Origin of the sequence: Shewanella sp. 10N.286.52.B9 (genome assembly GCF_002873635.1) — a bacterium.
GTDB lineage: Bacteria > Pseudomonadota > Gammaproteobacteria > Enterobacterales > Shewanellaceae > Shewanella.
In genome coordinates, this window is record NZ_MCTY01000165.1 from 15,268 (window position 1) to 28,588 (window position 13,321).

Sequence of the window (13,321 nt, forward strand, 5' to 3'; positions counted from 1 at the left end):
ATGCTCTGGGTTAATCATAATATCATCATCAATGTTATTGCCTTTCAGATTATCTGGTGGGCAGGGGTATTAGCTGGCAATCAGCTGCTATATATCCCAGGATTATTGTTGATTTGGCACTTTATCGTCAGCCGTCAACGGGTTTTAGATATCAAAGTGATGCTCAGTTGCACCATTATCGGGGTACTAGTTGACTTAACGCTTACCTTAACGGGGCTTTTTGATTTTACGGTTGTGCCTATATGGTTATTACTGCTGTGGTGTTATTTTGCGATTTCACTTAATTACAGTTTAAGCATTTTTAGCGGCTTACCCATTATTGTTCAAGTGTTAGTTGGTGGCGTATTTGGTAGTTTAAGTTACCTTGCTGGAGCCAACTTTGGCGCGGTCGATTTCCCTCACGGCGATTTGTTTACCACTGCAATTCTAGCCATTATTTGGGCCTTGTTGATGCCGTTATTTTTTCACATTGCCAAGTTCATTCGCCACAAACACGAAGTGAAACAAATTGCCCAGCTTATTTAATTAACCCAGCTTTGTGTACCTAACGGCGGTGCAATTATCAGGCTGTGGTTGGCTGATTATATTGGCTCAATAGAGGAACTCAATATGATGAATAGTTATTCTCGGATAAGCTCGTTAGCAGTTCCTAATGCGCTTGGTGTAAATACACGTGCAATTTTTCACTTAGTTGTTTTGAGCTTAGTTAGGTTTTTTTTTAGTGCCTGTATCTTAGCTGTTATGAGTACAAACGTATTGGCTAACGCACAAGAGTTAAATACTGAGCCAACTCCCGCAGCAGAACTAATTTCATCAGTGCAATCTTCGTCAGTGCCAACGACACCAGCTTCGACAGCATTAGCCACGACAGATTTTAAACTGGTAGGCCAAGCCGATCTGGATTTATTGTGGTTTTCGGTTTACAGCGCCAAGCTAATGTCAGTAGATGGTGAATACAAAAATCAGCAATATCCACTGAAACTTGAAATCCAATACCATAGAGATATTGATGCAGAAGATTTAATTGAAGCTACCGTAGAGCAGTGGCAGCACATTGGTATCGAGCAAAGTCGCATCCCTCAACTGCAGGCTCATCTAGAAGGTATATGGCCTGATGTTAAGCAAGGTGACACTCTAAGCTTTATGATGCACGAGCAAAATAAAGGCCAGTTTTTTTATAACGAACAGCCTTTGGCGATGATCTTAGAACCGGGGTTTGCAGACGCATTTCTTGGCATTTGGTTATCAGAAAACACCAGCAGGCCTAAATTACGTCAGCAGTTAATTGGAGTTAAGAAATGATTAAAGCAAGTTTAGCGTTAACGGCATTAAACAGTACGTGGCGACAGTTGCAATGCGCTTACGCTATGGCTAAGAAGTCATCTTTGCTGGTCATTTCGTTAGTGTTATTGACAGCGTGTTCATCAGCATCTATTGAAGATTATGATAAAACCACTCCGGAACTTAATTTACGTAGCTTTTTTGACGGCAAGTTAACTGCGGCGGGTATCGTACAAGACTTCTCTGGCACAGTGACCCGAAAATTTACCGTCACTATGGAAGCCAGTTGGCAAGGTAATAAAGGGGTTATTAACGAGTGGTTTATTTATGATGATGGCGAAAAGCAAACCCGAATTTGGCATATAACCGATTTAGGTAATGGCCAATATGAAGGTACAGCGAATGATATTTTAGGCACTGCGACCGGTGAGGCCAGAGGCAGTGCGCTGCGCTGGGCTTATGACATGATTTTAGAGGTTGATGACTCAGAATATGAGGTGCATTTTGATGACTGGATGTTTTTAGTGGATGAAAGCACCATTATAAACAAAAGCGATATCATCAAATTTGGGGTTACGGTTGCTCAGGTTACGTTAGTCATCAGCAAAGAGTAACACAAATATCAATGGCTGAAGGCAGATTGAAGGCATTACAGTAGCGGTCAACTAATACAACTTATATTGACCGCTAAAGCCTCTGGCTTCCTTAACCCTTTAGCTTTGAATTGTCCTGTTGCTTCTTATCATAATACTCAAATGGAAAAACGTTTCTGATCCGTTGGGTGATTTTGTCACCGACATTGGCAGAGACATGTAATCTTACCCCGTTCAGTTTTTCAGCTCTGACAGTACAAGTGAGCTTTTCGTGTTTGGCTATATTTTTACATTCCCGCAGAAATGCTTCAGGGATTTTCCCCGAGTGCTTATCGAGTTTGCCGTTTTTAAAATGCATTTCAAAGACTTTCAATCCTCTGCTGCCTGAAAAAATGAGCTTGTAAGCGATAACCAGAAATAACAGCACAAATAATATTTTAAATAGTGTATCTACCATAACAATATCCTTGTATTTACAGCCTGAGTGCCTTGAATATTAATTGAAATGACTCAGTAGGTTAAATCAAAATTTTCAATGTCTTACTGATTAAAATACTCTGCTAGTTGAGGAATGCAATTATTTTTAACGCTTTGTAATCTAGCTCACATTTACAGGGCATTTAAGCGGCGATTATAAAGGGCGAAATGGGGGCACTGCTTGGTTGTCAGCCAGTTGCTAAATCGTTAGCTCGTTAACCTTCGCAAACTTAGCTAAGATAGTAGTGTCTGCTATTTTGCTGCTAAAGGATACGATTGTGCATTTACAAGACCCCAGTTTGTTACGTCATCAATGTTATATCAATGGGCAATGGCGTGATGCCATATCGACCCATTGCGACACGATTATTAATCCTGCCACCAATAAAGAGCTAGGTACAGTGTCAAGAATGGGCCAGACTGAAACCCAGCAAGCCATTGAAAGCGCCAATAGTGCCTTAGCAGCATGGCAAGCACTCACAGCTAAACAGCGCCAAATAATATTAATGACTTGGTTTGAGCTGATATTAGCCCATAGCGATGATTTAGCGCTGATTATGACCTTAGAGCAAGGTAAGCCATTAGCCGAAGCCAAAGCTGAAGTCGCTTATGCCGCCTCCTTTGTGCAATGGTTCGCTGAAGAGGCCAAACGGGTTTATGGTGAGACCATTCCAGCCCATCAAGCTGATAAACGTATTATGGTGATTAAGCAGGCCGTAGGCGTTACCGCTGCTATTACGCCGTGGAATTTCCCGCTTGCGATGATAACCCGTAAAGCTGCACCTGCATTAGCAGCGGGTTGCACTATGGTGCTTAAACCTGCGCCGCAAACCCCCTTTAGCGCCTTAGCCTTAGCTGAGCTTGCAAGTCGAGCCGGTGTTCCTGCTGGGGTATTTAACGTGATCAGCGGCGATGCCATCGCCATCGGTGCAGAGCTTTGTGCTAACCCCATAGTGAGAAAGTTGTCCTTTACTGGCTCAACCGCTGTAGGCGTAAAGCTGATGCAGCAATGCGCGCCAAGTATTAAAAAGCTATCCCTTGAGCTTGGTGGTAATGCACCGTTTATTGTCTTTGATGATGCTGATATTGACGCGGCAGTTGAAGGGGCTATTCAAGCCAAATATCGTAATGCCGGACAAACCTGTGTTTGCGCTAATCGTATCTATGTTCAAAAAGGCTTATATCAGCAATTTGTGGCAAAGTTTACCCAAGCAGCAGCGCAGCTCAAAGTGGGTAACGGCTTAGATGATGGCGTCACTATTGGACCACTAATAAACCAAGCCGCAGTAGCAAAGGTGCAAGCTCATATTGATGATGCGCTACAACAAGGCGGTCAAATTGTATTGGGTGGTAAGGGCGATGCTTTAGGCGCTAACTTTTTTAAGCCGACAGTATTGGTTAATCTAAAGCAGTCGATGAAAGTGGCCAAAGAAGAAACCTTTGGGCCGTTAGCGGCGATTTTTGAATTTGATTCAGTTGAACAAGTGATCAAACAAGCCAACGATACCGAGTTTGGTTTAGCGGCTTACTTTTACGCCAAAGATATCTCTACCGTATATCAAGTATCAGAAGCCCTTGAGTACGGTATGGTCGGGGTTAATACCGGGTTAATTTCGAATGAAGTCGCCCCCTTTGGCGGAGTGAAGTCTTCAGGGCTTGGCCGCGAAGGCTCCCATCATGGTATCGATGAGTATCTTGAAATGAAATATATTTGCTTAGCGGTTTAAAGGCTGCCTTTGTCGTAAATATACGCTTCAATCAAGCTGATAACTGCCTAGCTGTTATTAAACTTGATTATTTAGCGGTTAATAACATGAAGGCTATTTAAGGCAAGAGTAATGTGTTGCATAATTAACCATTAATTCCATAATAGCTTGAGTCTTATGCTTTTCTCTTTTATCGATTTTATCGCTTTAGCGTGTTTCTTCTCATGCTGGGTGGGTTACACTTTTTTTGCCCGTAAAAAGGCCAAAACAACGAACTGTATCGCCCGCTGTTTGCATCAGCATCGTATCTATTGGATGGCCGAAGTGATGACCAAGGAGATCCGTGTGGGTGAGGCAGCATTGTTGGCAAACTTAGAACGTAATATCGCTTTTTTTGCCTCAACCACCTTACTGGTGTTGGCGGGTGTATTGACCTTATTTGCTCAAGTTGAGCGCCTTGAAGAAGTGATCAGCTCTATTCCCTTTGCCGCTGAACCTAATCATGCCTTAGTGCAGGTGAAGTTGGCTATGCTGGCAAGTATTTTTGTATTAGCCTTTTTTCAATTTACTTGGTCAATGCGTCAATATGGCTTTTTAAATGTGATGATTGGCGCAGCGCCCATTGATCGCACACGAAGCAATAAAAACTTGGCAAAGTATTCGCGCCAAATGGCCACGGTGGGCGATCAGGCCGCTCACTCTTACAATTATGGCTTACGAAGTTATTACTTTTCCATGGCAGCGCTTTGTTGGTTTTGGAACCCCATCTTACTGATAATAGCCAGCTTGCTGGTGGTTTATATTCTCTATCATCGAGAGTTTAACTCTCGGGCTGTTAAAGCCATTACTGCGGCGCAAAATTATTTGGAAATCGCTCAACAGGAACGTGAAAGTAAGAACTAAGTACCTGTTTAAGGGCCGTTAGAGCTATTTCAATGGCAAGGTAAGATGGAAAAACCAATGTAATCCGTGTGTTTATAAGAACGGTTTACATTGGTTTGTAATGCGGTGTATTACTCAGCAATTAAAGAGAGCTTATTGCGCTTGTTTTGTGTCTATGGCGTATTCTAAATTGTAGAAATGAGCTTCGCTTTTACCGTTTTCGAACTGGTTATAAACCCCAGCTTTGAAGTAGCTTAGCATGTCTTTCCAGTAGCTAATGTCATGCTTCACTTTAGTGACACCATCAACTTTAATGACCAGCTTTTGATCGCCAACAATGATGTCAAAATGCGTTGGCACATCAGGGGTAAACTTCCCTAAATTCATTCTCACATACGAATTTTTACAAACAGGCGTATCGCGGTTTCCACTGTCTTTACCACAATTCACATTGTTATTTTTGATGATAGCCCAGTAATGATCTTTTATGCCTTTTCGGTCGGCTTCGTAAACGACACGCAGTAATGGGTGAGGGATATAACCCACACCATGCTTGCCATCGTCAAAAGTACCTTTGTTGTGTACCTGTAAGAAGGTCATCGCATCATTTTTCGAAGGGCTGTTTTCTACGGCTTCTCGTGGATTGATAGGCATTAAATCAGCAGATAGACGATAAAAAGTTTGGCTTTCATCAGATTTGAAGTTTTCTAAGACGCGTAGTTCATTACGTAACTTATAACCTTCCATATTCATGACCAGGGCTTCAGAGCCTTTATCTACATAAAAGTGCTCATTAACGATACCGCTAAAATTGCTGTCTTGAGCTAATTCATATTTACTGCCGGGTTTTGCGTTTGGTGTTGATATTTGCAGTTTTGAGGCACTTAATATTGATGAAAATTTTACATAATCAGCAGGCGCTACTTGCTCACCTGTTGCTGGTTTCATCTCGATATTTGAAGGTGTTGGCGTTTCGGAGCTTGATGCACAACCACCCAGTAAACTACTAACAATAAGCGCTAAGGGTAACAGTTTTATTTTTTTCATTTTTATTCCTTTTAACGAAAACCTTGAGCCAAAATGTCATGGCAAACAGCGATGTAACAGTAGTAGGTTTAATTTAATATAATAATACAAATAAACTGTGTTTTAGATCAATTTTTTGTGAAGTTATCATTTGGGGTATGTGTTTTTGTTAAATTTCAGTAAGGCAGCCAAATATAAAAACGCTTTGAGTGTTATTTGCAATCAATGGAATGTTAGTTTGATGCCTTTAGGCTAGCAGTGGAATTAAAGTCATGATAAAGCTGCTAGAACTATTTAGTGACTTACATCATTTGTGAGTTTTCAGCCGCTATCTACGTGGAATGATGATGTTGATATTTGTTGGTATTTCGCTAAAGTTAAAATTTTAAACATGAAAAAGCCGCTTGAATAAATCCAAGCGGCCTATCAATAAATTGGTGGCCCCTCCCAGACTCGAACTGGGGACCTGACGATTATGAGTCGTATGCTCTAACCAACTGAGCTAAGGGGCCGACTTAAGATAGTCGTCACTATCGAAAGCGGAAAGAAGTATACGAAGTTTATTCACGGTTGTCACCCGCCAATTGCTGAGAATTGTGACTAAAAGATTCAATTGGTTATCTGTTAAGCAATCATGAGGTTTTTTATATTAAATAAAGTAATTTTGAGGCAAAAAAAAGCCCGAATTAACGGGCTTTCATTATTGTTGCAACTTCTTAGTGAGACTCTATTCGTCTAAGAAAGACTTCAAGATTTCTGAGCGAGAAGGGTGACGCAATTTACGTAGTGCTTTTGCTTCAATTTGACGAATACGTTCACGGGTTACATCAAACTGTTTACCCACTTCTTCAAGGGTATGGTCGGTATTCATATCAATACCAAAACGCATACGTAACACTTTAGCTTCTCGGGCTGTTAGGCCTGCTAGCACTTCATGAGTGGCATTTTTAAGACTTTCGCTTGTTGCTGAGTCTAATGGTAGCTCAAGCGTGTTATCTTCAATGAAGTCACCTAAGTGCGAATCTTCATCATCACCAATAGGTGTTTCCATTGAAATAGGCTCTTTAGCGATTTTCAGCACTTTAAGGATCTTATCTTCTGGCATTAACATGCGCTCTGATAATTCTTCAGGTGTTGGTTCGCGGCCCATTTCTTGTAACATTTGACGTGAAATACGGTTAAGTTTATTAATCGTTTCAATCATGTGTACTGGAATACGAATGGTACGTGCTTGGTCAGCAATTGAACGAGTAATCGCCTGACGGATCCACCAGGTTGCATAAGTTGAGAACTTATAACCACGACGGTATTCGAACTTATCTACAGCTTTCATCAAACCAATGTTACCTTCTTGAATCAAATCCAAGAACTGTAAGCCACGGTTGGTGTACTTTTTAGCAATAGAAATTACTAGACGTAAGTTCGCTTCAACCATTTCTTTCTTCGCACGACGAGCTCTTGCTTCACCGATTGACATACGACGGTTGATGTCTTTAATTGCGCGAATGACTAAGCCGGTTTCTTCTTCGATAGCAGCAAGTTTAGTGCTACAACGAATCACATCGTCTTTAACCATACGTAAGCCTTCAGCATAAGGCTTATTACTGCTCATTTCAGCATGGAACCAAGTTAAGTCAGTTTCATTACCGGTGAAGAACTTAACAAAGTTTTTCTTTGGCATTTTAGCTTGTTCAACACAAAGCTTAAGGATTAAACGCTCTTGTACACGTACGCGGTCCATCATAGAACGCATGCTTTTTACTAAGCGATCAAATTGCTTTGGTACTAAACGGAATTCTTTGAAAAGCTCGCCAATGACAAATAAAGCACCGATGGCTTCAGGGTGATCACGGCCTTTTTTCTCAATAACAGCTAAGCCTTTTTCAAACACTTCGCGTAATTGGGTAAACTTCTCTTTAGCTTCTTCAGGATCTGGACCTTTTGGGCCTTCCTCTTCGTCTTCAGCATCTTCGGCATCATCTTCGTCTTCTAACTCTTCTTCTGATAACTCAGAACCAACGTGTGTTGCTGTTGGTGCTACGTCATCATCATCAGGGTTAACAAAACCTGCGATAATGTCAGTTAAACGTATTTCGTCAGCTTCATACTTATCAAACTGCTCTAAAATCATCGCAATCGCTTGCGGATATTCAGAGACAGAACTTTGAACCGTATTAATGCCTTCTTCAATACGTTTTGCGATGACGATTTCGCCTTCGCGAGTCAATAACTCAACTGTACCCATTTCACGCATATACATACGTACTGGGTCAGTGGTACGACCTAATTCACTTTCTACCGTTGCAAGCGCTGCTGCAGCTTCTTCTGCTGCATCTTCGTCGGTGTTGTCCTCAGACATCATCATGTCATCGGCATCTGGCGCTTGTTCAAACACGCGGATGCCCATGTCATTGATCATCTGGACAATATCTTCAATCTGATCAGAATCGACCATGTCAGCTGGCAAGTGGTCATTGACTTCAGCATAGGTTAAATAACCTTGCTCTTTACCTTTAGCAAGCAACAATTTAAGTTGCGACTGCGGAGTATGCTCCATAGATATCATCCAAGTTGGTAACTGAAATAACGACTGGACACCTGCCGAGGCAAAGTGTCAAGCAAATCGTCAATTATAGCTCTATGAACTAAAGTACGCTAGTCCATGACATGACTTAAGGGAACATTTTTTTAATAAAAGATGTTATTTAGCAATGCCTTTCATTATAGAAATAAGCTTCGTGAGCTGAATTTTTTCAGCTTTATTTAGAGTTTGTTTAAGACTCAGTTCCTGATAGCGTTGTTCAATATATTGATTGTTCAACCAGATCAGGGATTGTTTAAACTCTTGAACTAGGTTTTCATCCGCCACTTGGTGGTCCCATTGGGCCAATTTTATCAACGCATTTTTTTGTTCATGCTGACGATAAATCTCAAGTAGTTGTGCGCTGTTTAACTTTCGGTCTCGAGTTAAATTCAATAAATCACTGAGCAATTCGATGCCAGCAATCTTTAAATGTGCAAGTGAGGGTTGTACAGCTAAGCCATATCCTAACTCTGGACGTTGTACTAATAATGCAATGGCTAATCGCAGTGGGGTACCACGCCCTTGTAAACCTTTTTTATTCATAGGTTGTTGCTGTTTTACTGCAAAACCTAACTTTTTCTTTAGATCATCTGCGCTATTCATACCAATTTTATGGGCGAGATTTTCTAATAATAAATTTTGTAACACAGTGTCTTGAACACGTTCGATTAGCGACATAGCTTGTTTAGCCAATGAGCTTTTATCACTACCGAATTTACTGGTTAAGGTCTCAAATAAAAACGCCGGTAAGTCGAGGGCGCTGACCATTAACTCTTCAAAACCGTCTTTGCCTACTTGGCGAACCATGGTATCTGGATCTTCGCCTTGAGGTAAAAACATAAACCTAACGACATCACCAGGCTTTAATAAAGGCAATGCGGTTTCTAGTGCACGCCAAGCGGCTTCTTTACCTGCTCGGTCACCGTCGTAACAACAAATGACTTCTTTAGCACTACGCACTAACAGCTGAAATTGTTCAGCGGTTGTTGCTGTGCCAAGTGATGCAACGGCATAATCAACACCAAATTGGGCAAGTGCCACAACGTCCATATAGCCTTCAACAATTAATACTTGTTGTGGGTCTCTATGGGTTTGCTTGAGTTCGTAAAGACCGTAAAGCTCATTTCCCTTATGAAATATGGGCGTTTCTGGCGAATTCAAGTACTTTGGTGTTCCATCGCCTAAAACTCGACCACCAAAGCCAACTACTCGGCCTCTGCGGTCGCGAATAGGAAACATTAACCGATCGCGAAAGCGGTCATATCGCTTGCCATTATCGTTGGCAATTAGCATTCCGGCGGTGAGTAATTTGTCTTGTGCTGCAGGGTTTTGGCGATATCGACTTAATAGTCCATCCCAACCATCTGGCGCAAAACCGATTCCAAAATGCTCTACAACATCACTGGAGAGCCCTCTGAATTCTAAATAATCTACAACTTTTTGTTTGTCGCTGTGTTGACGCAATTGATTTTGATAATAAAGATTCGCTTCTTCCATCAATTGGTATAAGTCACGACTTAAACTTTGATCTTTTTTAGGACCAGTACCTTGCTCTCTTGGTACCTCGAGTCCGAGTTTACCGGCAAGCTCTTCAATGGCATCGACAAATTCTAGTCGATCATATTCCATGATAAAATCAATGGCGTTGCCATGAGCACCACAACCAAAGCAGTGGTAAAATTGCTTGTCTTGACTGACGGTAAAAGAAGGTGATTTTTCGCTATGAAAAGGACAACATGCAGAGTGATTTTTCCCTGCTTTTTTCAAAGGTACACGGTGATCAATTAGATCAACAATGTCAGTTCGAGCTATTAGCTCATTGATAAAGTCACGAGGTATCGCCATAAATGCTATAGGTCTCGCATTACCAAATAGATAAAACAAACAAGCCGTGCAAGGTGCACGGCTTATTCACACATTAACGATCTGTTAGTTTAATTTAGCACGGATTAGACTGCCAATGGCACCCATATCTGCACGACCTTGAACCTTAGATTTTAATGCTCCCATTACTTTGCCCATATCCGCCATGGTTGATGCACCTACCTGAGAGATAGCTTCATCAATGATTGCGGCAACTTCTTCTTCTGTTAAAGGAGAAGGCAAGAAAGTTTCAATGACTTGAATCTCTGCTGCTTCAGCTGCTGCTAACTCCGGGCGATTTGCTGACTCATACTGAGTTATAGAATCGCGACGTTGTTTTACCATTTTGGTTAAAACGGCTATTGTCTGTTCATCAGTCAGAGTTTCGCGGGTATCCACTTCAATCTGTTTAATGGCAGACAGTGCCATACGAATTGTCCCCAAACGCGCCTTATCTTTGGCACGCATAGCTTCTTTCATTTGGTCTTTTAGCTGTTCGACTAGGCTCATAGTGAGATTAGTATAAACGTACGCGACGTGCGTTTTCGCGAGAAAGCTTCTTAGCTAGACGCTTAACAGCGGCAGCTTTTGCGCGCTTACGTGCAGAAGTTGGCTTCTCGTAGAATTCACGAGCGCGAACATCAGCTAAGATACCTGCTTTTTCACAAGAGCGCTTGAAACGACGAAGAGCTACGTCGAATGGTTCGTTTTCACGTACTTTAATAATTGGCATACGCCATCACCCCTTAGGTGTAGTTAATTTGGCACTACCTGTTTTGGTAGATTAACCAAGGCTATTTAAAATGGTGCCGAATTCTACATCGATTACGATGCTTTTGTAAACCCCTTTGTTAATCGCAAATGACAATCAAGGTGTCATTTTTTTGAGACTGATGATTATGCTTGGTGGAATAAAATCTTCTCAACAGGTAGAATTGCCGCCCTTACAAATTTATCAAGACGAGATGCTATGCGGGTTTTAGGTATTGAAACATCATGCGATGAAACTGGAATCGCTGTTTATGATGATGAGCAGGGACTATTATCCCATGCTTTATATAGCCAAGTGAAATTACATGCAGATTATGGTGGTGTTGTGCCTGAATTAGCATCTCGTGATCATGTGCGTAAAATTATTCCATTGATTAAGCAGGCGCTTAAAGAGGCTAACTCTACTGTTGATGATATTGATGGCATCGCTTTTACTAAAGGACCTGGATTAATTGGCGCGCTATTAGTCGGCGCTTGTGTTGGGCGTTCATTGGCATATTCGTGGGACAAGCCTGCAATTGGAGTTCACCATATGGAAGGGCATTTATTAGCGCCAATGCTTGAAGATGATGCGCCTGAGTTCCCTTTTCTTGCTCTGCTGGTATCTGGCGGTCACTCAATGTTAGTGCAAGTAGAAGGCATTGGCCGTTATCAGGTGTTAGGTGAATCGGTTGATGACGCTGCTGGTGAAGCATTTGATAAAACCGCTAAGCTGATGGGGCTTGATTACCCTGGTGGGCCACGTTTAGCTAAGTTAGCAGCAAAAGGTGTTGAGGCAGGTTATAAATTCCCTCGACCAATGACAGATAAACCAGGGCTTAATTTTAGCTTTTCAGGCTTAAAAACCTTTACCGCGAATACCATCGCTAAAGAGCCTGATGATGAGCAAACAAGAGCCAATATTGCCCGCGCTTTTGAAGAGGCAGTGGTGGATACTTTAGCGATTAAGTGTCAACGCGCATTAAAACAAACAGGTTATAATCGCTTAGTTGTAGCAGGTGGAGTGAGCGCTAATACTCGGTTAAGAGAAAATTTAGCGACCATGATGGCTAAGTTAAATGGTGAGGTGTTTTATCCAAGAGGTGAGTTTTGTACCGATAATGGTGCAATGATCGCTTTTGCTGGCTTACAGCGCTTAAAAGCTGGGCAGGTGGAGTCATTAGAGGTAGAAGGCAAGCCGCGCTGGCCATTAGATACCTTGTCTGCTGTGTAATTAAGTCATTACCTGATATGAAAAAACCTAAGCCATGGCTTAGGTTTTTTTATATCAATAATATAATCAGTTAGATAGTTTGAGTTAAAACTAGTTAGCTTGTTTTTTCTTACGGGAAAGCTTGCTTTCTTCGCCCACTCTCAAGCGCTTAATATTATCTTTATGGCGAATGACAATTAATAAAGAGAGCATTGCCACTGGAATGACAAAGCGCTCGTCTAACCACCATGTGTAAACTGGTGCAAGTATTGCAGTTAAAATGGCGGCTAATGATGAATAGCGAGTAATAATTACAAATACTAACCAAGTAATAATTAACATGGCGGCTAAATCGCCGCCAATAGGAGCCATCGCGCCAAAGGCAGTCGCTACGCCTTTGCCGCCTTGAAAGTTAAAAAAGAGCGGGTAGATGTGGCCTAAACAAGCTGCGATGGCAATGAGCCCTAATGACACCGCATCTTGACCGAGTAAGTAGCTGCAATAGCTGGGCGCGGCGCCTTTAAGCATGTCGAAAAATAAAACTAAGGCAGCAGAGCTTGCGCCACCGATACGAAGTACGTTGGTTGCCCCAGGGTTGCCTGAGCCTTCAGTGCGAGGGTCGGGTAAACCTCTTAATTTACAAACCAAAATGGCACTTGAAATAGAACCGGCTAGGTAGGCGGTTATAATCATCAATATTGTGATTGTAACAGCGCTCAAATTGGTGTCCTTAGTCTTCTTAGGGTATCATCGCCCATTAATTTATATCACTTGATCTTAATGGTTATTATCAGCTTTTAAAACGCTATTTAGAATGGTTATCATTCATAAATAGCTAGCCATTATCCTACTGCTTTAGTTGCTCAGGAAAAAGACAAAAATCATGATAACGGTTAATTGATGTCATTATCAGCTTTTTTAGGCTGTTTTTTTAAAAAAATGAGTA

General features: G+C 41.7%; 13 protein-coding genes and 1 tRNA gene. 6 read left to right on the forward strand and 8 right to left on the reverse strand.

Annotated features, from left to right (window positions below):
• The 3 genes from BCU91_RS09730 (at nucleotide 1) to BCU91_RS09740 (ending at nucleotide 1,895) form a co-directional block, all read left to right on the forward strand.
• Nucleotides 1-525: a DUF2878 domain-containing protein gene (locus BCU91_RS09730; protein ID WP_102475539.1), complete on the forward strand. Its 525-nt coding sequence runs from the start codon at nucleotides 1-3 to the stop codon at nucleotides 523-525.
• Between the two features lie 216 nt (nucleotides 526-741).
• A complete protein-coding gene (locus BCU91_RS09735; RefSeq protein WP_157936284.1) occupies nucleotides 742-1,302 on the forward strand; it encodes a chalcone isomerase family protein in 561 nt (186 codons plus the stop codon).
• Between the two features lie 65 nt (nucleotides 1,303-1,367).
• Nucleotides 1,368-1,895 (forward strand): DUF3833 domain-containing protein, encoded by a 528-nt coding sequence (locus BCU91_RS09740; RefSeq protein WP_102439149.1) that lies wholly within the window; start codon nucleotides 1,368-1,370, stop codon nucleotides 1,893-1,895.
• Between the two features lie 91 nt (nucleotides 1,896-1,986).
• On the opposite strand, the gene BCU91_RS09745 is transcribed toward BCU91_RS09740, so the two are convergent.
• Nucleotides 1,987-2,331 (reverse strand): DUF3634 family protein, encoded by a 345-nt coding sequence (locus BCU91_RS09745; protein ID WP_102438755.1) that lies wholly within the window; start codon nucleotides 2,329-2,331, stop codon nucleotides 1,987-1,989.
• A 298-nt stretch (nucleotides 2,332-2,629) separates the two neighbouring features.
• On the opposite strand from BCU91_RS09745, the gene BCU91_RS09750 reads away from it, so the two are divergent.
• Nucleotides 2,630-4,078: an NAD-dependent succinate-semialdehyde dehydrogenase gene (locus tag BCU91_RS09750; protein ID WP_102531386.1), complete on the forward strand. Its 1,449-nt coding sequence runs from the start codon at nucleotides 2,630-2,632 to the stop codon at nucleotides 4,076-4,078.
• A gap of 156 nt (nucleotides 4,079-4,234) precedes the next feature.
• Nucleotides 4,235-4,960: a DUF599 domain-containing protein gene (locus tag BCU91_RS09755; RefSeq protein WP_102438751.1), complete on the forward strand. Its 726-nt coding sequence runs from the start codon at nucleotides 4,235-4,237 to the stop codon at nucleotides 4,958-4,960.
• A 132-nt stretch (nucleotides 4,961-5,092) separates the two neighbouring features.
• On the opposite strand, the gene BCU91_RS09760 is transcribed toward BCU91_RS09755, so the two are convergent.
• The 6 genes from BCU91_RS09760 to rpsU form a co-directional block, all read right to left on the reverse strand.
• Nucleotides 5,093-5,986 carry a polysaccharide lyase family 7 protein gene (locus tag BCU91_RS09760; protein WP_241904062.1) on the reverse strand — a complete coding sequence of 298 codons (894 nt, stop codon included), beginning with the start codon at nucleotides 5,984-5,986 and terminating at the stop codon, nucleotides 5,093-5,095.
• 414 nt (nucleotides 5,987-6,400) lie between these two features.
• Nucleotides 6,401-6,477 (reverse strand) — tRNA-Ile (locus tag BCU91_RS09765).
• A 215-nt stretch (nucleotides 6,478-6,692) separates the two neighbouring features.
• Entirely contained in the window at nucleotides 6,693-8,522 is a 1,830-nt protein-coding gene (rpoD, locus tag BCU91_RS09770) for an RNA polymerase sigma factor RpoD (protein WP_102439278.1), read from the reverse strand.
• A gap of 144 nt (nucleotides 8,523-8,666) precedes the next feature.
• Nucleotides 8,667-10,394 carry a DNA primase gene (gene dnaG / locus BCU91_RS09775; RefSeq protein WP_102439277.1) on the reverse strand — a complete coding sequence of 576 codons (1,728 nt, stop codon included), beginning with the start codon at nucleotides 10,392-10,394 and terminating at the stop codon, nucleotides 8,667-8,669.
• Between the two features lie 84 nt (nucleotides 10,395-10,478).
• Nucleotides 10,479-10,922 carry a GatB/YqeY domain-containing protein gene (locus BCU91_RS09780; protein WP_102439276.1) on the reverse strand — a complete coding sequence of 148 codons (444 nt, stop codon included), beginning with the start codon at nucleotides 10,920-10,922 and terminating at the stop codon, nucleotides 10,479-10,481.
• Between the two features lie 7 nt (nucleotides 10,923-10,929).
• The gene (gene rpsU, locus BCU91_RS09785) at nucleotides 10,930-11,145 is read right to left on the reverse strand and encodes a 30S ribosomal protein S21 (RefSeq protein ID WP_055024252.1); all 216 of its coding nucleotides are present in this window, start codon (nucleotides 11,143-11,145) and stop codon (nucleotides 10,930-10,932) included.
• 237 nt (nucleotides 11,146-11,382) lie between these two features.
• Here rpsU and tsaD point away from each other — a divergent pair, with 237 nt between their 5' ends.
• Nucleotides 11,383-12,396, forward strand: coding sequence for a tRNA (adenosine(37)-N6)-threonylcarbamoyltransferase complex transferase subunit TsaD (tsaD, locus tag BCU91_RS09790; RefSeq protein ID WP_076541076.1), 1,014 nt, complete (start codon nucleotides 11,383-11,385; stop codon nucleotides 12,394-12,396).
• Nucleotides 12,397-12,486: 90 nt separating this feature from the next.
• On the opposite strand, the gene plsY is transcribed toward tsaD, so the two are convergent.
• The gene (gene plsY / locus BCU91_RS09795) at nucleotides 12,487-13,095 is read right to left on the reverse strand and encodes a glycerol-3-phosphate 1-O-acyltransferase PlsY (protein WP_102439274.1); all 609 of its coding nucleotides are present in this window, start codon (nucleotides 13,093-13,095) and stop codon (nucleotides 12,487-12,489) included.
• Between the last annotated feature and the right edge of the window lie 226 nt (nucleotides 13,096-13,321).

Coding starts and splice junctions, on each gene's coding strand:
- dnaG (WP_102439277.1), bottom strand. CDS start 10,394: ATGGCGATACCTCGTGACTTTATCAATGAGCTAATAGCTCGAACTGAC.
- BCU91_RS09755 (WP_102438751.1), top strand. CDS start 4,235: ATGCTTTTCTCTTTTATCGATTTTATCGCTTTAGCGTGTTTCTTCTCA.
- BCU91_RS09780 (WP_102439276.1), bottom strand. CDS start 10,922: ATGAGCCTAGTCGAACAGCTAAAAGACCAAATGAAAGAAGCTATGCGT.
- rpsU (WP_055024252.1), bottom strand. CDS start 11,145: ATGCCAATTATTAAAGTACGTGAAAACGAACCATTCGACGTAGCTCTT.
- BCU91_RS09735 (WP_157936284.1), top strand. CDS start 742: ATGAGTACAAACGTATTGGCTAACGCACAAGAGTTAAATACTGAGCCA.
- BCU91_RS09745 (WP_102438755.1), bottom strand. CDS start 2,331: ATGGTAGATACACTATTTAAAATATTATTTGTGCTGTTATTTCTGGTT.
- tsaD (WP_076541076.1), top strand. CDS start 11,383: ATGCGGGTTTTAGGTATTGAAACATCATGCGATGAAACTGGAATCGCT.
- BCU91_RS09740 (WP_102439149.1), top strand. CDS start 1,368: ATGGCTAAGAAGTCATCTTTGCTGGTCATTTCGTTAGTGTTATTGACA.
- BCU91_RS09730 (WP_102475539.1), top strand. CDS start 1: ATGCTCTGGGTTAATCATAATATCATCATCAATGTTATTGCCTTTCAG.
- BCU91_RS09760 (WP_241904062.1), bottom strand. CDS start 5,986: ATGAAAAAAATAAAACTGTTACCCTTAGCGCTTATTGTTAGTAGTTTA.
- rpoD (WP_102439278.1), bottom strand. CDS start 8,522: ATGGAGCATACTCCGCAGTCGCAACTTAAATTGTTGCTTGCTAAAGGT.